Source organism: Streptomyces sp. NPDC092369 (genome assembly GCF_044755245.1).
Classification (GTDB): Bacteria; Actinomycetota; Actinomycetes; order Streptomycetales; family Streptomycetaceae; genus Streptomyces.
On the sequence record NZ_JBIVQP010000001.1, the window covers coordinates 1,038,594 to 1,056,250 of the forward strand.

Genomic DNA, 17,657 nt, shown 5'->3' on the forward strand with positions numbered 1-17,657 from the left:
CGACCCCCGCGCATCAGTAGGCCCCCTGCCCGTGGATCACGGCGCGCAGGGTCTTCCACAAGATCACCGTGTCCAGGGCGAGCGACCAGTCCTCCACGTACCGCAGGTCGAGGCGGACGGCCTCCTCCCACGGCAGGTCGCTGCGTCCGCTGATCTGCCACAGGCCGGTGAGCCCGGGCTTGACCAGCAGCCGGCGCCGGATGTCCGGGCCGTACTCGGCGGACTCCTCCGGCAGCGGGGGCCGCGGTCCGACGAGCGACATGTCTCCGGTGAGCACGTTGAAGAGCTGCGGGAGCTCGTCGATCGAGTACCGGCGCAGCACCGTGCCCACCCGGGTCACCCGCGGGTCCCGGCGGAGCTTGAACAGCAGGCCCGCGCCCTCGTTGCGGTCGGCCAGCTCGGCACGTGCCTTGTGGGCCCCGACGACCATGGTGCGGAACTTGAGCATGGTGAACTCGCGCCCGTCCTTGCCCACCCTGCGCTGGCGGTAGAAGGCTCCGCCCCGGCTGTCCATCAGCACGAGCAGCCCGACGAGGATCATCAGCGGTGCGAACAGCACCAGCAGAATCGTTGCGCCCAGTCGATCGACGACCCCTTTGATCGCCCGGCGCCCCCCGGTGAAGGTCGGCATGCTGACCCGCAGCAGCGGGATCCCGAGCACCGCGTCGACGTGCAGTCGCGGACCGGCCACCTCCATCAGCACGGGGGCGACGATCATCTCGGCGTCGCTGCCTTCGAGGTTCCAGGCCAGCCGCTGCAGCCGGTCCGGTGACCAGTGGGGGTCCGGTGTGACGGCGACGACACGGTAGCCGTCGTGGCGGACGTACTTGGCGACGTCCTCCAGTCTGCCGATGACCGGCACTCCGTCCAACTGGTCACCGTCCAGGCCGCCTTGGTCGCCATCGAGGCCGCGGCCGTCCGTCGTGCAGACCGCCTCCACCCGCCAGCCGAGGTGCGGGAACTTGCGGGTTCGGTTGATCAGGTCGCGCACGGTGGCCGGGCTCCCGGCGGCGAGCACCGGTCTCAGGCAGCGTCCTTCGTTGCGCTGTCTGTGCAGCCAGAGGCGGAGCACGTACCGCTCCGTCATGGTGACGAGCGCGATCGCCGGGATCGCGACGAAGATCCAGAGCTTGATGTTGCGCGAGGTCAGAGCGATCCCGCCGAGCGCCAGGACGACGGTCGCCGTGAACAGCGAACGTCCCAGCCGGCGGAATTCCTCGGCACCCTGGCCGAGCACGGCCGGAGCCCACGAGCGGCTCACCGCCAGCGCTCCCAGCACCAGCAGCTGGGTGCCGAATGCGAGAATTCCCCATTTCTCGTGCCAGTTGGCCGCGTCCCGGGCCCCGAAGAAGTCACCGATCGCCGCCACCACGAAGGCGGTGGCCACGGTGTCGCTGATGATCACGGTACGTCTGTACCGCTGCTCCCAGTCGGTCGCGGGCTGACTCATTACCCCGTTCGCCAGACGCTCGCGCGCCGACGGAAAAGGGCCGACTATTCCCCCCTGCCGCACAGAACCCCCCAAGGTCCCCAGTGGTACGACGTGTTCGCCTCACACTGTTTCGCTCCCCGCGGAGGTCCCCGCCCTCCGCGGCGTTGCTCTCCCCGAGAAACTGCCGCCCCTCTTCCCCTGCCGGGAGGCCCCTACCTCCCGCGCACTGCGGCCCGGCCGTCGCCGAACCACCTGAACCGCTGCCGCTCATCCCGGCGACGGACCTGGGCGCTCCCCGCGCCTCAAGCCCCTCTCGGGCTCCGGCAGTTGGTCTCCCCCACGCCTGACGCGAGAGCCACCGACTCGGTTCGCCTTGCCGCCGGACCCATAGATCATCATTTGTCGCCGGTGTCACAGCTTGCGAAGCACGGTCAATCTAGACCATCTGAGCCCGTCTGCAGAGAGGCTTGTGTGCAATTTGTGCGCAAGATTTGAAGAAGAGTCATCGGACCCGTACCGCCCCGCACGTCTCCAGGTACGCAGAAGACGCCCGGCGCCCAGCAACGGCGGGAGTTTTACGGGCTGTCGGCACCGGCAATCCAAGGCGTCCCGGAGCCCAACCCCGGCACCCGGAAGGAACCTTGATCGCTCTGCTCGCACCGACGGACACCGAGGGTGACCTCGGCCGGGCCGTCGCCGTCGACGCCACGACCGCACAGACGCCTGGACCGATCGGCCGCGCTCACACAACGCCAGATACGGTCATGACCGAAAAAGCGCACTCCTTATGAGCCATCAGCGGTTGCCCCGACGTGAACCGCCCATGGACGTCAAGAATTGTTTTCGACAATCTCCGCAACGGAATTCCGCCTTTGCCTCGGCCTGCGCCGCCGGCCTTCCGGGAACGCGAAAGCCGCCCTCTCATGAATGAGAGGACGGCCACCGACCCGCCACAAAGCTGGTCGGGACGACAGGATTTGAACCTGCGACCCCTTGACCCCCAGTCAAGTGCGCTACCAAGCTGCGCCACGTCCCGATGCGACACACGCGGACGATCGCGTGATCACGAGGTCAGTACTTTACCGCACGCCGCGGGCCGCCCCGCAGGGGGCAGGGGGGCGGGGGACACTTGGCGAATGAGTACTACGGGACGCGGCGGCGACGCGTCGTCGGACGAGGCCACCGACCGGCGCGACCGGGACGCCGACGGGCGGGCGCGCAACGCCCGGCCGCGCGACGGACTCGGGCGGCCCCTGCCCTACGGCGCGGCCGGGGTGGAGCGGCAGCCCGAGGGAGTCGTACGTCCACCGGAGCGGTCCGTCGTAGAGGCACAGGAGCTGCTTGCGGCCGGGAAGCCCTTCCACGCGCACGAGGTGTTCGAGGACGCGTGGAAGTCGGGGCCGGCGGAGGAACGGGCCCTGTGGCGGGGGCTGGCCCAGCTCGCGGTGGGGCTCACGCATGCCGCGCGCGGCAACCTCACCGGCGGCGTCCGGCTGCTGCGACGGGGCGCGGCAGCGGTGGAGGAGTGGGCGTCGGAGACGGGACGGCGGCGGCCGTACGGGATGGATCTCGCGGGACTGGCCGGGTGGGCCCGGGAGTTGGCGGACGACGTGGAACGCGACGGCGCGAGCGTGGACGCGGGGGCGCGGGCGCCTCGGCTGCGGGGGTAAGTGCTTGCGGGCGCAGGTGTCTGTGGGGGTAAGTGCTTGCGGGCACAGGTGTCCGCGCAGGTACGCGCGGGTCCCGGAGTCTCTCCGGACGGACGCGGTGCACGCGTTGTCGGAGGTGTGCGGCAGACTCGGGGACGTGCGAAAGATTCATGTCATCGGTATCGGCGCGGGCGACCCCGAGCAGCTGACTCTGCAGGCGGTCAGGGCGCTGCGCGCCACGGACGTGTTCTTCGTCCTCGACAAGGGCGACGTGAAGAGCGACCTCACACAGCTCCGCCGGGACCTGCTCGACGCGCACGTACCGCAGGGGGCGTACCGGGTGGTGGAGGCCCGCGATCCGGAGCGGGACCGCGCCGCCGGGGGTGCCGCGTACTCCCCCGCCGTCGGGGACTGGCGCAGCGCCCGGGCCGCCATCTACCAGCGGCTCATCGCCGAGGAACTGGGCGAGGAGGAGAGCGGCGCGTTCCTGGTGTGGGGGGATCCCGCGCTGTACGACAGCACGCTCGGCATCCTGGAGGAGATCCTGGAGCGGGGCGAGGTGGCCTTCGAGTACGACGTGGTGCCCGGGATCAGCAGCGTCTCGGCACTGGTCGCCCGGCATCGGACGGGGCTCAACCGGGTGGCCGGATCGGTCCAGATCACCACCGGTCGGCGGCTGGCCGAGGGCTTCCCGGACGGTGTGGACGACGTGGTGGTGATGCTCGACGCGCACCAGGCCTTCAGGCGGTACGCCGACCAGGACATCGACATCTACTGGGGCGCGTACATAGGCACCCCGGACGAGATCCTCGCCTCCGGGCCGATCGCCGAGGCCGGTCCGCGCATCGAGCGGCTGCGGGCCGAGGCCCGGGAGCGCAAGGGCTGGATCATGGACACGTATCTGCTGCGCCGGAATCCCGACCGGAAGTAGAGGCTGTCGTGCCCGCGACACCGGGCCGATCCGAACGACAGCCCCCAGGGTAAATTCCGCCACCCGAGCGGTCCCGCAACGCGTGCGTCTCCGGCGGCCCGGTGGGATCGTGACCTCGTGACAGTGACCGAGGACACCGCACCGCCCGCCGCCTCGCAGCCGCCGGTGCTGGACGCGCGCCGCCGCAACATCGTCTTCGTGACGATCATGCTGGGCATGCTGCTGGCCGCCCTGGACCAGACGATCGTGGGCACCGCCCTGCCGACGATCGTGTCGGACCTCGGCGGCGCGGAGCACATGTCCTGGGTGGTCACCGCGTATCTCCTCGCGGAGACCGTGTCGACCGTGCTGGTCGGCAAGTTCGGTGACCTCTTCGGCCGCAAGGTGGTCTTCCAGGTCTCGGCCGTCGTCTTCATCTCGGGCTCGTTCCTGTGCGGTCTCTCCACCAACATGACGCTGCTGATCGCCTGGCGCGCGGTGCAGGGCATCGGCGCCGGTGGCCTCATGGTGACCGCCATGGCGCTGATCGCCGACGTCATCCCGCTGCGCGAACGCGGCAAGTACCAGGGCGCGATCGGCGCGGTGTTCGGCGTGGCCACGGTCATCGGACCGCTGCTGGGTGGCCTGTTCACCGACCATCTGACCTGGCGCTGGGCGTTCTACGTCAACGTGCCGATCGCGATCATCGTCGTCGCGGCGGCCGCCCGCACCATCCCGGTGGTGAAGTCGGCGTCCCGGCCGGTCATCGACTACCTGGGCATCGCGCTGGTCGCGGTCGGCGCGAGCGCACTGATCCTGGCGACCAGTTGGGGCGGCAACGAGTACGCGTGGGGTTCGGCGACCATCATCACGCTGTTCGTCGGCGGCGCGCTCGCCCTCGGACTGTTCTGCTGGGTGGAGACCCGGGCCAAAGAGGCGATGCTGCCCATGCGGCTGTTCGCCAACCCGGTGTTCACGGTCTGCTCGATCCTCAGTTTCATCGTCGGCTTCGCGATGCTCGGCGCGTTGACGTATCTGCCGACCTATCTGCAGTACGTCGACGGCGACTCGGCCACGGTCTCCGGCGTCCGGACGCTGCCGATGGTGATCGGGCTGCTGATCGCGTCCGTCGTCAGCGGCAACGTGGTCAGCAAGACCGGGCAGTACCGCTACTTCCCGATCGTCGGCTCCGTGGTGATGGGTGTCGGCCTGTATCTGATGTCCCTCATGGGGCCCTCCACCGGTGCGTGGCTGGAGTCGCTGTACATGTTCGTCCTCGGCACCGGCATCGGTCTGTCCATGCAGGTCCTGACGATCGCCGTGCAGAACACCGTCGACTACGCCGACCTCGGCACCGCGACCTCCGGCGTCACCTTCTTCCGTACGCTGGGCAGTTCCTTCGGCACCGCGGTGTTCGGCACGATCTACGCCAACTCCCTCAAGCCGAACCTCTCCGAAGGCATCGCCTCCGCCGCGCGGGCCGGTGGCACGGACCCGGCCACCCTCGCCAAGGCGGCGAGCAGCCCGGAAGGCCTGCACAGACTGCCCTCCTCCACAGCTGCGCCGATCGTCAACGCGTACGCGGACACGCTCCAGACGGTCTTCCTGTGGACGGTGCCCGTCGCGGTCGTCGGGTTCGTGGTCGCCCTGTTCCTCAAGCAGGTCCAGCTGCGCGACAGCGCCCGGGCGGGCTCCACCGACATGGGCGAGGGGTTCGCGTCACCGCGCGGCGGGGACTCGCAGCGACTGCTCGAAGCGGCCGTGGGGAAGATCATCGGCAGCACGGACCTGGACACCGCCCGGCGGATCATCACCGACTCCGACACCCGGCTGGACGTCGCCGGGGCCTGGGCCGTGATGCAGGTCGAGCTGTACACGCGGATGGTGGGCCACTCCAGCCTCGGGCTGATCGCCGCACGCCGGCATCTGCCGCCGGAGGTACTGCTGCCCGTCTTCGACCGCATGGTCTCGGAGGGCTATCTGACCCGCGACGGCAATCTGCTCTCCCACACCGCGGCGGGCCAACGCGAGGCCTCGGTCATCGGCGAGGCCTGGGGGAAGTGGCTGGAGGACCGGGTGCAGAAGGACGTCGGCCGCCCGTCCGGCACCGACCTGCGCGCGGCGGTGGACTCGATCGCCAAGCGCCTGCTGGTGGAGGACATGTCCACCGGACTGCCGCAGAAACAGCCGGAGTTGGCGTCGAGTGGGCCGAAGTAGCCCATCACGCGAGGAGGTCGGACCGACCCGGGCCGCCGCTCAGGTCGAGTCGAGGCTCAACCGTTCCAGCACACCCGCCACATCGGTCACCGCACGCACTCCCTCAGGCAAGGGTGGCCGCCGCACCAGGACCACGGGCAGGCCGAGTTCACGCGCGGCCGTCAGCTTGGCGGCCGTGGCCTCTCCCCCGCTGTCCTTCGTCACGAGTACGTCGATGCGGTGCTCGCGCAGCAGAGCGGTCTCGTGGGCGACGGTGAACGGCCCGCGGGCGATGAGCACTTGGGTGTCGGGCGGCACAGGCGGCTCGGGCAACTCAACGGAACGCACGAGGAAGTGACGATCCGTCAAGCCGGTGAAGGCCGAGAGACCCAGTCGCCCGGTCGTCAGGAACACCCGCCGCCCGAACCGCGGCAACGCCTCCGCCGCGTCCGCCAGGGAATCGACCAGGTGCCACCGGTCCCCGTCCCCGGGCACCCACCCCGGACGGCGCAGCATCACCACCGGCACCCCGGTCATCGCCCCGGCCCGCGCGGCGTTCGCGGTGATCGCGGCGGCGAAGGGATGCGTGGCATCGACGAGAGCATCCACGCCCTCGTCTCGCAGCCAGCCGGCCAACCCCTCCGCCCCGCCGAACCCCCCGATCCGCACCTGTCCGTCCAGCACCCCGGGCCGCGCCACTCGCCCCGCCAAGGACGTCGTGACGCGCACGCCGGGGCGCGCCGCGAGGGCGGCGGCGAGTTCGCGGGCCTCGGTGGTGCCGCCGAGGATCAGGACGTGCGGGGACATGGGTGCGAGCGTACGAGGTCATCCGCGGGGAGTTCCCGGCGGGAGGCCGATGAGAGTCGACCCGTCGAACACTATGAACAGAACCATGTCCGCCATGGCTCCTGCGCCCGCTCTCTCCTTAGCATCGCCGCGCACGGCGCGACGCTGCGTCGGCGTTGGACGAGGAGAGCCGCCTTGGACAGTTGGAGAACACGCGCACGGCAATGGCGTCGAGTGGGAGTCGTCGCCTCCGCGACGGTCGCGCTCCTGGGGACCATCGGCGGAGCCCCGCCCGCCCGGGCGGACGCCCCGCCGCCGACGGCCGCGACCTGTCCGGCCGACCTGGTCGGCAAGGCCACCTGCTACACCGGCCAGGACAAGAACGGCGCCTACTACGCCATCGCCGTCCCCAAGGACTGGAACGGCTCCCTCGTCGTCCACGCCCACGGCGGCCCCGACCTCGGCAACGCCTCCGATCCGCAGCGCAGCGTCGACGACCTGACCCGCTGGTCGGTGATGGTCGAGGAGGGGTACGCCTGGGCGGGCTCGTCCTACCGGCGCGGCGGCTACGGCACCCGGATGGCGGCCGAGGACACCGAGAACGTACGCCGGTTGTTCATCGACGAGTTCGGCAAGCCCCGGCGCACGTACGTGCACGGCCAGTCGTGGGGCGGGGACGTCGCCGCCAAGGTCGTGGAGACGTACGGCAGGGAGCGCGGGCGGTACGACGGGGCGCTGCTCACCAGCGGGGTCCTCGGGGGCGGGTCCCGGGGCTACGACTACCGTGTCGACCTGCGCGTGGTCTATCAGTACTACTGCCACAACCACCCCCGCCCGACCGAGCCGCAGTACCCGCTCTGGCAGGGTCTGCGCGCCGACTCGACGATGACGTCCGCCGGGCTGCGCGCCCGCCTCCAGGAGTGCACGGGATTCGAGTCGGCCCCCGCCGAGCGGACCGCGCTCCAGCAGCGCAACCTCGACGACATCCTCGCCGTCACCCGCCTGCCCGAGCGCACGCTGGAGTCGCATCTGCGGTTCGCGACGTTCACCTTCCGGGACATCGTCCACAACCGTCTCGGCGACCGGAACCCGTTCTCCAACCAGGGCGTGCGGTACACCGGTTCGCACGACGACAAGGCGCTGAACGCGGGCGTCGAGCGCTTCAGCGCGAACCCCACCGCCGTACGCGATCTGTCCTACGACAGTGACCTCACCGGCAGGATCTCCGTCCCGGTGCTCACGATGCACGCCATCGACGACCCGACGGCGTTCGTGGAGCACGAGGCGGCCTACCGGGCGACGGTCGAGGGCGCCGGCCGGGAGCGGTACCTGGTGCAGACGTTCACGCACGAGTCGGAGCACAGCGCGCTGAGCGACTCCGAGTACGCCAACGACATCTCGGCGCTGGACCGTTGGGTGCGGACGGGCAAGCGTCCGACGGCCAAGTCGATCGCGGGCTCGTGCGCCGCCTTCGACCGGACGTACGCCACCGGCTGCTTCTACGACCCCGGGTACCACCCCGCCGCGTACGCCACGCGCGTGCGGCCGCGGCCGGGCGGGCTGCGCTGGCCCGCGATGACGGCGGCGCAGGAGAAGGCGTGGAGCAGGATCCCGGGAGTCGGGATCGCGCCCTAGGCGTGACATGCGAGTGGCCCCCGTGCAGGTGCACGGGGGCCACTTCGTCTTCGTGGCGTCGTCAGCCCTGGCGGGCCTTGAAGCGGGGGTCCTTCTTGTTGATCACGAAGACCACGCCCTTGCGGCGGACCACCTGGGCGCCGGGCTTGGACTTCAGCGAACGCAGGGACTTGCGCACCTTCATGTTCTGCTCTCCTCGTCACACGCGCCGATGCGAGGTCGGCGCCGGGTCGCGGTCAGCTCCGGGCTGCCGTCGCACGGCCGTAGCGGCGCTCGAAGCGCTCCACGCGGCCGGCGGTGTCCACGACCCGGGTGTTGCCGGTGTAGAAGGGGTGGGACGCCGAGGAGATCTCGACGTCGATCAGGGGGTACGTCCGGCCGTCCTGCCACTCGATCGTCTTCGTCGAGTCGGCGGTGGAACGGGTCAGGAACGTGACGTCCGCGGCACGGTCACGGAAGACGACGAGCCGGGTGTCGGGGTGGATGCGGGCCTTCATGGGATGTCCTTCCTGGGGCGCCGGGCGGCGCGTCGGGCGAGGTGCTCCGACGCGCCGCGGCTGTCACGCGGCCGAGTCGTGGTTCAGCGGGTCTCGCGGAACTCGACGTGCGCCGCGGCGACCGGGTCGTACTTGCGCAGGACCAGTCGGTCGGGGTCGTTCGCGCGGTTCTTGCGGGTCACGTAGGTGATGCCGGTTCCGGCCGTCGACCTCAGCGTGACCACGGGACGCGCCTTGCTGCGTGCCATGAAGTCCTCCCTTCGCCCACGCCACGGATCTCTGATCCGAGCATGTCAATCACAGCCAGTCCAACAACGCCTCCCCCCTTCGCATTCCCGAGCCGTCGGCGCCGGTCGAAGGGCGGGTGTCGAGGTGGTGTCGAGTCAGCGCAGCAGCAGCTGAAGACCGCCGACGATCGTCGCCGCGATCACGAGTTGCTCGAAGAGTCGCTGGTTGATTCGGTTCACAGCCCATTTGCCGATCAACGCACCGGGCACGACGAACGCCACGAGCGCCGCGTCAAGGAGCAGCGAGTTGCCGTCGATCAGACCGAGACCGGCGCTGAAGGGCACCTTGGCGACGTTGACGATCAGGAAGAAGAAGGCCGAGGTCCCCAGGAAGCCCAGCTTCCGGAAGCCCGCGGAGAGCAGGTACATCGACATCACCGGACCGCCCGCGTTGGCGACCATCGTGGTGAAGCCGCCGAGCACACCGTACGAGCGGGCCTTGACCCGGCCTGACCTGGTGGCCACCGAGTCCGGTTCCGCGTCGTCCTCCGCCGTGCGCCGCCGCCAGACCGTCACGCCCGCCATCAGCAGCAGGATCGCGCCGATCGACGTCCGCACGATCCGGTCGTCGGCCCAGACCAGGAACAGCGTCCCGGCCACCACGCCCGCCGCGACCGCCGGGAACAGCCGCCACAGCGTCGGCCAGTGCGCGTGCCGCCGGTAGGTCAGCACCGCGAGCACATCGCCGGCGATCAGGATCGGCAGGAGCACGCCGGTGGAGGCGCGGGCGGGCAGGACCGCCGCGAAGATCGCGAGGCTCACCGTGTTGGCCCCGCTCACCGCGGTCTTGGAGAAGCCGACGAGAAGAGCCGCCGCGGCGAGGGCGGCGAACTCCCAGCCGGTTATGTGCCAGAGCGTCATCGTGTCCATGTGAACACCGATGCTATGCGCACGTATCCGGCCGGCGTAAGGAGCGTCTCGCCGGTCGGTCCGTACCGGCGCCCCGGCGGCTGCCGGTATTGGACTGTGGACCTCCGTTCCCCCGCTGAGAAGATCCCCCCGGGACCTTCACCGACGCAGTTGGAGGAGAGACATGGCCGACGTCCGCGAGCACGTCCTGGACGGCGTGAAGGGCAGGCTCGTCGTCCGCGAGTGGCCTCGCGAGCACCCCCGGTACATCGCCCTCGTGCTGCACGGGTACGGCGAGCACATCGGGCGGTACGGGGACGTGGCGGGCGTGCTGGTGCGGCACGGCGGTGTCGTCCTCGGACCCGATCACGCCGGACACGGCAGATCGGCGGGCGCGCGGGTGCTGATCGAGGACTTCGAGGACGTGGTCACCGACGCGCACGCCGTGGCGGACCTGGCCCGCTCCGCGTACCCCGGCCTGCCCGTCGTCCTGGTCGGGCACTCCATGGGCGGTCTGATCGCGGCCCGCTACACCCAGCGGTACGGCGACGAGCTCGCCGCACTCGTGCTGTCCGGGCCGGTGATCGGCGACTGGACGGTGCCGGACCGGCTGCCGGCCCATGACGAGATCCCCGACACGCCGATCAACCCGGCGGCGCTCTCCCGCGATCCCGCGGTCGGGGCGGCGTACGCGGCGGATCCGCTGGTCTGGAGCCGGCCCACGGCGCCGCTCTTCGACACGGTGTCCAGGGTGTGCGCGAACGCCTCCACCGTCGGCCGCTTCATCGGCCCGTGCACGAACCGGGCGGAGGTCTTCGCCGACCTCAGCCGTTTCCTGGACGAGGTCCTGATCACACGGTGACCCTTCCGCGTTTGTGCCGTTTCGCGCCGGGCACCCGGAGCGTGACGAACGACGACGAAGGAGATGCCCGTATGACTGTGGTGAAGAGCGCACTTCCCGAGCCGGCCCGTGGGATCGCCGGAGACGCGTTGCAGGGCACCCTCGTGGATCTGCTCGGACTCTCGCTGATCGGGAAGCAGGCACACTGGAACGTCGTGGGCCCGCGGTTCCGCTCGATCCATCTGCAGCTGGACGAGGTGGTCGACACGGCCCGCGCGTTCTCCGACACGGTGGCGGAGCGCGCCGCGGCCCTCGGCCTGCCGCCGGACGGCCGGCCCGAGACGATCGCGGCCGCCTTCACGCTGCCGAGCCCCAAGGACGGCTGGCAGCAGGACACCGAGGTCGTGGAAGTGATGGTGGCCTCGCTGGGGGCGGCGATCGGCCGGCTGCGCGAGCGCATCGCCGCGACCGACGAGGCCGATCCGGTCACCCAGGACCTGCTGATCTCGATCACCGCCGAGCTGGAGAAGCAGCGGTGGATGTTCGAGGCGGAGAACTGGCCGCGCGACAACTGACGGTCCCGGCGGTCGAACACGCCCCCGCAGAGATCCCGCGCTCACCCGTGCCCCGACGCCGACGGTCACCACCGTCGTCGCGCCGGGGCACACGCGCGCCCGAGCACCCGACTCAGTCCGGCAGACCCAGCATCCGCGCCACCGTGCGCAGCACGCCGTTGTCGTTGTTGGACGGCGCTGTGTAGCGGGCCCTGGCGATGACCTCCGGGTGGGCGTTGGCCATCGCGAAGGACCACTCGGCCGCGTCCAGCATCTCCAGGTCGTTGAGGTAGTCGCCGAAGACCATGGTCTGTGCGGGAGTGATGCCCAGCTCGCGCTGGAGCCGGCGCAGGGCCGCGCCCTTGTTGGCGGTGGGGTTCATGACGTCGGCCCAGTGCTCGCCGGAGACGACGACCTGGTGGGTCGTGGCGAACTGAGCCAGGCCCGGGGCGGTGGTCCGCTCGGCGGAGCCGAAGTCGTAGAGGGCGACCTTGAGGACCTCGTCGTCGATCGCGGTGGCGTCCTCGACGACCTGGTTCTCGACGTAGTACCTGCGCACCTCGGCCACGAACGCCTCGTCCGTCCGCTCGACGTACGCGGACCGCTTGCCGCAGACGACGGCCCCCACGTCCACGCCGTCGGCCACCAACCGCCGTACCGTCCGCACCAGTTCGGCGACCACGGTCGGCGCCAGCGGGTCGGAGGCGAGTTCCACGCCGTCGCGCACGACATAGGTGCCGTTCTCGGCGATGAACGCCATGCCCTCGGCCACCTCGGCGAACTCCCGCGCCAGCGTGGCGTATTGCCGGCCGCTCGCCGGGCTGAACTGCACACCGCGCCGCCGCAGTTCGGCCAGCGTCCCCCAGAGGCCGGCCGGGATCCGCTTGGCGTCGTCCAGGAGCGTGCCGTCCATGTCGGTGACGATCAGCCGGATGTCCGCGGAGCCGGTGGGGAGGTCGGTGACGAGGGGTGCGGGGGCGGAGGACATGACCTGCTTCCGGTGGGGGTGGACGGACCGCCGCCCTGCCCGGACGGCCTCTCCACCCTACGTGAGCCGGTAGAAGCCCAGGTCAGCCGCCCGACCTGATGAGCCCGGTCAGGTAACGCCACAGCGAGGAGCGGCGCTTGGCGCTCAGGTCGGGACCGTCGGACGCGTCCGGTGTGTTCGGTGCGAGCGACACGCCCGCCATGCGCGGCGGCGGGGACGACGTGACCGGCGCCGACAGCTCGTAGCGGACCGGCAGGGAACGCAGGCCGCGCATGAACGGCGAGGAGCGCCAGGGCAGTTGGTCGACCGGGAGGGCGAGTTCGAGGTGCGAGAACCGTTCGAAGAGTCGGCCGACGCCGGCTGCCGCGATGGTCGAGGCCAGCTCGCGGGCGGGGCACTGGCGGCGGCCCGCGCCCCAGGACAGGTGGGCGCGGCTGCTGATGGTGGAGGTGCCGGGTGCCGTCCTGTCGGCGAAGAGGGGGTCGGCGTGCGCGGCGGCGGAGGAGACCCACACGGGGTCGCCGGCGTGGATGGTGTACCGGCCGAGCCGCGTGTCCTCGGCGGCGAACCTCGGGACGAAGTTGACCAGCGGCGGCTTGCGCATGACCACGCGGTTCATGGTCTCCCGCACCATCCCGGCGGACAGCGCGGTGCGCACCCCGCCGTCGGCGTCCCCGGAGATGACCTCGACGACGGTGTTGGAGATGAGGATGCCGACGTGGTCGGAGGTCATGCCGAGCAGCATGAACAGCTCGCGGGCCAGCTCGTCGACCGAGAGGTCCGGGTGGGCGGCCACCAGGTGGGAGGGGAAGTCGTCCGCGGGCTGCGCGATCTTCGAGGCGGCGAGTTCCTTGAGCGTGTGCAGCAGCCGGTCGAGAGCCGGTTCCGCGTCCGGTCCCGCGTCGAGCACCCGCCACATGTCCATCAGGGCGTCGTCGCCCTGGGAGCCGGGGAAGCCGAGCAGATGGCTGGCCGCCATCAGCGGGAGCGGCCGGGAGAACTGGGCGGACAGGTCGGCCGCGCCCGTGACACCGCCCTGCCCGAGCAGGGTGATCAGCTCGTCGGCGTACCCGGTGACGGCCGCCTTCAGCCGCTTGGCCTGCGGGTTGCGCGGGTCCTGGAAGGGGCGCAGCGCGGTGTCCCAGGCGGTGCGCAGCGCCGGGTAGCCGGGGCCGCCCTGGATCAGTACGTGGTTGACCTCCAGGGACGGGCCGAGCGGCCAGTCGGCGGGCACCCGGCCCTCCGAGCGGGCCCGCCAGTTCTCCAGGCCCTTCGGCCAGCCTGCGTCGTCCTGGAGCACCTGGAGCGACTCGCGGTAGCCCAGCACCAGCCAGGCGGGCACGCCCAGCAGGTCGACCGGCGCCACCGGTCCGTGCCGGTCGCGCAGCCGCTCGTAGACGAGCGCGGGACGGGTCTCGTAGTCCCGGGTCAGCAGGGGCTCGGGGGCCAGGGCCTCCAACCGCGGACGGTCGGACACCGCGCCCCCTTCGTCGGCCAGGTGGATCTCCATGCGTCAGCCGCCCCCTTCGACACCGCCCGCCTGTGAACGCGGGGGACGTTACCCCAGGAGTCCCACGTGTCACCTGTCGGGGGTACTGACCGGTAGCCGATCGTGATGTCGTCAACCCGCTGTCGGCGGGCGGGCTTTGACGGACCGGGAGACAGTGTCCGGCGGACGGCAAAGGAGGGTTGTCCGAGGCACAAGGTGACCTGCGTCCGCGGCCGCTCGGGCGTCACCCGTACGGTCCGGTGCGCTGGTGGGCCGGTGGGCCCGGTGGTGCGCTGAGAGGAGACCCCATCCCTCCAGGAGGCACCCGCCATGACCCGTCGTGCGTCCCGCCCCGTCCGTGTGTTCGCCGTCGCGCTGGCCGCGGGCACGCTGCTGACCACCGCAGCATGCTCGGACGACGGCAACGGCGGCTCCACCGCCTCGGACGTCGCCGCCTCCTCCGTCACCGACGAGGCCCGCGCCGCCTCCCCGCTCGCCGCGCGGACGTCCGCTGCGCCGGCCCGGCTGACCGAGGCCGGGGCGCGGGCCGCGCTGATCACCGAGGCGGACATCGAGGACGACTGGACGAAGGTCGACGACGCGGCGACCTGGCGGGAGAAGCTGCTCGTCGGCAAGGTCGACGTGGCCGGCTTCCTCACCGCGAAGACCGACGCGGCCGACTGCCAGAAACTCCTCGACCGTCTCTACGACGACGATCTGCTCGGCAAGCCCGCGGGCGCGTCCGCGCTCGCCGGCTTCGAGCAGGGCGACTCCCGTCTCCTCCACCAGGTCGCCGCCTACGACCGCGCCCCACTGGCGGCCTCCCTGACCTGGCTGGGGACCCTGCCGGACAAGTGCGACCAGTTCACCGCGACAGACGCCAAGGACGGGAAGCGGACGGTCCAGGTGATCGAGACCTCGGTGCCCGAGGAGGGCGACGCACGGCAGGGGCTGCGCGTGACCGTGCAGGGCACCACGAACGGCACGGCCACCACGCTCACGCTCGACGTCATGGCCGTACGCGTCGGCGACGACGCGATCACCGTCACCGCCGGCGGTCTGGACGGGGACGAGTCCGACTCCGCCGAGCAGGCGGTCAAGGAGGGCACCCCGCGCCTGAAGGACGTCCTGGCCGGCAGGACACCCGCCGCGGACCCCGGCGACGACGACTGACAACCCTCCCCGGATCTCGCGCCCCACCCTCTGCTCCCCGATTCCCGGGACACCGTGATCACCGCGCGGCACAATGGCGACGAAGGCCGCAGGCGGTGCGAGGAGGAGCAGAGTCGTGAGTGAGAGCCACACCCCCTCGGCCGGATCGGCCATGCTCAACACCGCTGTGGCGCACAACGCCCGCGTGTGGAACTACTGGATCGGCGGCAAGGACAACTACGCGGTCGACCAGCGGGTCGGCGAGCACGTCGCCGGGATGTTCCCGATCATCCGGGAGATCGCCCGCGCCGACCGCTGGTTCCTGGGCCGGGCAGTGCGGTTCCTGACCGAGGAGCGCGGGGTACGGCAGTTCCTCGACATCGGCACCGGGCTGCCGACCGCCGACAACACGCACGAGATCGCCCAGCGGATCGCGCCCGAGTCGCGGATCGTCTACGTCGACAACGACCCGATCGTCCTCGCCCACGCCCGCACCCTGCTGACCGGCACCGACGAGGGCGGCACCGACTACATCGACGCCGACGTGCACGACCCGGAGGCGATCCTCCAACGGGCCGCCGGGACCCTGGACTTCACCGAGCCCGTCGCGGTGATGATGCTCGGCATCCTGAACTTCGTCCTCGACACCGACAAGGCCCGGGACATCGCCCGGCGGATCATGGCCACGGTCCCCGCCGGCAGCTACCTGGTCCTCACCCACCCCACCTTCGACGCCGAACTCGGCGGCGAGGGCCAGATCCCGGCGATGAAGTTCTGGAACGAGAACGCCACGCCGCCGATCACCGCCCGCAGCGGCGCGGACATCGCCTCCTTCTTCGAGGGCCTCGACCTGCTGGAGCCGGGCCTGGTGTCCTGCTCGCGCTGGCGCCCCGAGGCCGACTCCCCGGCCGTGGTACCGCAGTTCGGCGCGATCGCCGTGAAACCCTGACGCGAGCCAGTACACGGGCCGAACCGTCGAGGAGAACGTATGACCACCCTTGCCGACCCCGTCCCCGGCGGACGCCCCGGCGATGTCGAGCGGGCCACCGCGCTGAGCGACGAACTGGCCGAGGGCGGGGTGCACGGGATCGTCCTGGCTTACGTCGACACCGCGGGCATCGCGCGGGTGAAGACGGTCCCGACGGCGAAGCTCGTCTCGGCCGCGGCCTGGGGTGTGGGCATGTCGCCGGTGTTCGACACGTTCCTGGCCAACGACTCGATCGTCGCCACCGACGTCCTCGGCTCCCCCGACGGCGATCTGCGCATGTACCCCGACCTCGACCAACTCACCGTCCTGGCCGGGCAACCCGGCTGGGCCTGGGCACCGGTGGACCGCATCACGCAGGAGGGCGAGCCGCATCCGGCGTGTGCTCGTACGGTGCTGCGCCGAACCGTCGCGGAGGCGGCCGAGCGGCACGGCATCACGTTCAAGGCCGCCGTCGAGGTCGAGTGGGCCGTCGGTCAAGGCCCGGCCGCCACCGGCGAGTTCGTCCCGGCGCTCACCGGTCCCGCGTACGGGGCCATCCGGCAGGTCGAGCTCAGCGACTTCACCGCCGACCTCCTGACGGCCTTCGCGGCGCAGGGCGTGGACGTGGAACAGCTCCATCCCGAGTACGCGGCCGGGCAGTTCGAGGTCTCGGTGGGCGCGCTCGACCCGGTCGCCGCCGCCGACCGCAGTGTTCTGGTGCGGCAGACGATCCGCGCGGTGGCGGGGCGCCACGGGCTGGTCGTCTCGTTCGCCCCCGCGGTTTTCGCCGAGGGTGTGGGCAACGGCGGTCACCTCCACCTCTCCGCCTGGCGCGACGACGTCAACCTGCACGCGGGCGGCGAGGGCCGGTACGGCATGACGGCCGACGCCGAGTCCTTCGTGGCGGGAGTCCTCGACCGGCTCCCGGCACTGACCGCGTTGACCGCCCCGAGTCCGGCCAGCTATCTGCGTCTCAAGCCCTCCCAGTGGGCCGGGGTGTTCACGGCGTGGGGCCGCGAGACCCGTGAGGCGGCGGTGCGGGTCGTCACCGGCACGGCGGGCCTGCGCGACCAGGCCGCCAACCTGGAGGTCAAGCCGGTCGACCTGGCCGCCAACCCGTATCTCGCGCTCACCGGCGTCATCGCGGCCGGGCTGGACGGGCTCACCAAGTCGGCGCCGCTGCCCCAGGAGATCACCGGGGACCCGGCCCGCCTCGACCCGGCGGAGGCGGCGGCCCGGGGTGTGCGCCGACTGCCCGTGTCGCTCGCCGAGTCGGTCGAGGAGTTCCGCGAGGACGAAGTGCTGCGCGCCGCGCTGGGGCCGGTCCTCGCGGACGCGGTGACCGCCGTGCGCCGCGGAGAGATCGCCGCGGTGGACGAGCTGGACGACGAGGGCGTGGCCGCCGCCTACCGCTGGAAGTACTGA

The 17,657-nt window shown here is 71.2% G+C and carries 17 protein-coding genes and 1 tRNA gene; 9 read left to right on the forward strand and 9 right to left on the reverse strand.

The window, feature by feature from the left end:
- Positions 1-13: 13 nt before the first annotated feature.
- Entirely contained in the window at positions 14-1,513 is a 1,500-nt protein-coding gene (locus ACIQI8_RS04605; RefSeq protein WP_402344886.1) for a sugar transferase, read from the reverse strand.
- An 878-nt stretch (positions 1,514-2,391) separates the two neighbouring features.
- Positions 2,392-2,468, reverse strand: a tRNA-Pro gene (locus ACIQI8_RS04610).
- Positions 2,469-2,568: 100 nt separating this feature from the next.
- Here ACIQI8_RS04610 and ACIQI8_RS04615 point away from each other — a divergent pair.
- The 3 genes from ACIQI8_RS04615 (at position 2,569) to ACIQI8_RS04625 (ending at position 6,208) form a co-directional block, all read left to right on the forward strand.
- Positions 2,569-3,102, forward strand: coding sequence for a DUF309 domain-containing protein (locus ACIQI8_RS04615; protein WP_402344888.1), 534 nt, complete (start codon positions 2,569-2,571; stop codon positions 3,100-3,102).
- Between the two features lie 136 nt (positions 3,103-3,238).
- Positions 3,239-4,012 (forward strand): precorrin-6A synthase (deacetylating), encoded by a 774-nt coding sequence (gene cobF / locus ACIQI8_RS04620; RefSeq protein ID WP_402344890.1) that lies wholly within the window; start codon positions 3,239-3,241, stop codon positions 4,010-4,012.
- Between the two features lie 117 nt (positions 4,013-4,129).
- The gene (locus ACIQI8_RS04625) at positions 4,130-6,208 is read left to right on the forward strand and encodes an MDR family MFS transporter (protein WP_402344892.1); all 2,079 of its coding nucleotides are present in this window, start codon (positions 4,130-4,132) and stop codon (positions 6,206-6,208) included.
- Positions 6,209-6,247: 39 nt separating this feature from the next.
- Here ACIQI8_RS04625 and ACIQI8_RS04630 read toward each other — a convergent pair whose 3' ends face one another.
- A complete protein-coding gene (locus tag ACIQI8_RS04630; protein ID WP_402344894.1) occupies positions 6,248-6,994 on the reverse strand; it encodes a cobalt-precorrin-6A reductase in 747 nt (248 codons plus the stop codon).
- A 246-nt stretch (positions 6,995-7,240) separates the two neighbouring features.
- Here ACIQI8_RS04630 and ACIQI8_RS04635 point away from each other — a divergent pair, with 246 nt between their 5' ends.
- Positions 7,241-8,608 (forward strand): DUF6351 family protein, encoded by a 1,368-nt coding sequence (locus ACIQI8_RS04635; RefSeq protein WP_402346680.1) that lies wholly within the window; start codon positions 7,241-7,243, stop codon positions 8,606-8,608.
- Positions 8,609-8,669: 61 nt separating this feature from the next.
- Here the strand turns inward: ACIQI8_RS04635 and ykgO are convergent, their stop codons facing one another.
- From ykgO to ACIQI8_RS04655, 4 genes are all read right to left on the reverse strand, one after another.
- On the reverse strand, positions 8,670-8,792 hold the full coding sequence (gene ykgO / locus ACIQI8_RS04640; RefSeq protein ID WP_402344895.1) for a type B 50S ribosomal protein L36: 123 nt from the start codon (positions 8,790-8,792) through the stop codon (positions 8,670-8,672).
- A gap of 52 nt (positions 8,793-8,844) precedes the next feature.
- Positions 8,845-9,105 carry a type B 50S ribosomal protein L31 gene (locus ACIQI8_RS04645; protein ID WP_402344897.1) on the reverse strand — a complete coding sequence of 87 codons (261 nt, stop codon included), beginning with the start codon at positions 9,103-9,105 and terminating at the stop codon, positions 8,845-8,847.
- A gap of 83 nt (positions 9,106-9,188) precedes the next feature.
- Positions 9,189-9,353, reverse strand: coding sequence for a 50S ribosomal protein L33 (gene rpmG / locus ACIQI8_RS04650; protein ID WP_402344899.1), 165 nt, complete (start codon positions 9,351-9,353; stop codon positions 9,189-9,191).
- Between the two features lie 135 nt (positions 9,354-9,488).
- Positions 9,489-10,262: a sulfite exporter TauE/SafE family protein gene (locus ACIQI8_RS04655; protein WP_402344900.1), complete on the reverse strand. Its 774-nt coding sequence runs from the start codon at positions 10,260-10,262 to the stop codon at positions 9,489-9,491.
- Between the two features lie 163 nt (positions 10,263-10,425).
- On the opposite strand from ACIQI8_RS04655, the gene ACIQI8_RS04660 reads away from it, so the two are divergent.
- Positions 10,426-11,103 (forward strand): alpha/beta fold hydrolase, encoded by a 678-nt coding sequence (locus tag ACIQI8_RS04660; RefSeq protein WP_402344902.1) that lies wholly within the window; start codon positions 10,426-10,428, stop codon positions 11,101-11,103.
- 71 nt (positions 11,104-11,174) lie between these two features.
- On the forward strand, positions 11,175-11,657 hold the full coding sequence (locus ACIQI8_RS04665; RefSeq protein WP_402344903.1) for a Dps family protein: 483 nt from the start codon (positions 11,175-11,177) through the stop codon (positions 11,655-11,657).
- A gap of 112 nt (positions 11,658-11,769) precedes the next feature.
- Here ACIQI8_RS04665 and ACIQI8_RS04670 read toward each other — a convergent pair whose 3' ends face one another.
- Both ACIQI8_RS04670 and ACIQI8_RS04675 read right to left on the reverse strand, forming a co-directional pair.
- On the reverse strand, positions 11,770-12,624 hold the full coding sequence (locus tag ACIQI8_RS04670) for a Cof-type HAD-IIB family hydrolase (RefSeq protein WP_402344905.1): 855 nt from the start codon (positions 12,622-12,624) through the stop codon (positions 11,770-11,772).
- An 82-nt stretch (positions 12,625-12,706) separates the two neighbouring features.
- Positions 12,707-14,134 (reverse strand): cytochrome P450, encoded by a 1,428-nt coding sequence (locus ACIQI8_RS04675; protein WP_402344907.1) that lies wholly within the window; start codon positions 14,132-14,134, stop codon positions 12,707-12,709.
- 309 nt (positions 14,135-14,443) lie between these two features.
- Between ACIQI8_RS04675 and ACIQI8_RS04680 the strand changes: the two genes are divergently transcribed.
- The 3 genes from ACIQI8_RS04680 (at position 14,444) to ACIQI8_RS04690 (ending at position 17,657) form a co-directional block, all read left to right on the forward strand.
- Positions 14,444-15,286 (forward strand): hypothetical protein, encoded by an 843-nt coding sequence (locus ACIQI8_RS04680; RefSeq protein WP_402344909.1) that lies wholly within the window; start codon positions 14,444-14,446, stop codon positions 15,284-15,286.
- Positions 15,287-15,401: 115 nt separating this feature from the next.
- On the forward strand, positions 15,402-16,214 hold the full coding sequence (locus tag ACIQI8_RS04685; protein ID WP_402344911.1) for an SAM-dependent methyltransferase: 813 nt from the start codon (positions 15,402-15,404) through the stop codon (positions 16,212-16,214).
- 39 nt (positions 16,215-16,253) lie between these two features.
- Positions 16,254-17,657, forward strand: coding sequence for a glutamine synthetase family protein (locus ACIQI8_RS04690; protein WP_402344913.1), 1,404 nt, complete (start codon positions 16,254-16,256; stop codon positions 17,655-17,657).

Excerpts from the sequence above, each read along its gene's own strand:
- ACIQI8_RS04690 (WP_402344913.1), top strand. The coding sequence starts at position 16,254 with ATGACCACCCTTGCCGACCCCGTCCCCGGCGGACGCCCCGGCGATGTC.
- ACIQI8_RS04670 (WP_402344905.1), bottom strand. The coding sequence starts at position 12,624 with ATGTCCTCCGCCCCCGCACCCCTCGTCACCGACCTCCCCACCGGCTCC.
- ACIQI8_RS04665 (WP_402344903.1), top strand. The coding sequence starts at position 11,175 with ATGACTGTGGTGAAGAGCGCACTTCCCGAGCCGGCCCGTGGGATCGCC.
- ACIQI8_RS04630 (WP_402344894.1), bottom strand. The coding sequence starts at position 6,994 with ATGTCCCCGCACGTCCTGATCCTCGGCGGCACCACCGAGGCCCGCGAA.
- ACIQI8_RS04660 (WP_402344902.1), top strand. The coding sequence starts at position 10,426 with ATGGCCGACGTCCGCGAGCACGTCCTGGACGGCGTGAAGGGCAGGCTC.
- ACIQI8_RS04645 (WP_402344897.1), bottom strand. The coding sequence starts at position 9,105 with ATGAAGGCCCGCATCCACCCCGACACCCGGCTCGTCGTCTTCCGTGAC.
- ACIQI8_RS04655 (WP_402344900.1), bottom strand. The coding sequence starts at position 10,262 with ATGGACACGATGACGCTCTGGCACATAACCGGCTGGGAGTTCGCCGCC.
- ykgO (WP_402344895.1), bottom strand. The coding sequence starts at position 8,792 with ATGAAGGTGCGCAAGTCCCTGCGTTCGCTGAAGTCCAAGCCCGGCGCC.
- rpmG (WP_402344899.1), bottom strand. The coding sequence starts at position 9,353 with ATGGCACGCAGCAAGGCGCGTCCCGTGGTCACGCTGAGGTCGACGGCC.
- ACIQI8_RS04680 (WP_402344909.1), top strand. The coding sequence starts at position 14,444 with ATGACCCGTCGTGCGTCCCGCCCCGTCCGTGTGTTCGCCGTCGCGCTG.
- ACIQI8_RS04615 (WP_402344888.1), top strand. The coding sequence starts at position 2,569 with ATGAGTACTACGGGACGCGGCGGCGACGCGTCGTCGGACGAGGCCACC.
- ACIQI8_RS04675 (WP_402344907.1), bottom strand. The coding sequence starts at position 14,134 with ATGGAGATCCACCTGGCCGACGAAGGGGGCGCGGTGTCCGACCGTCCG.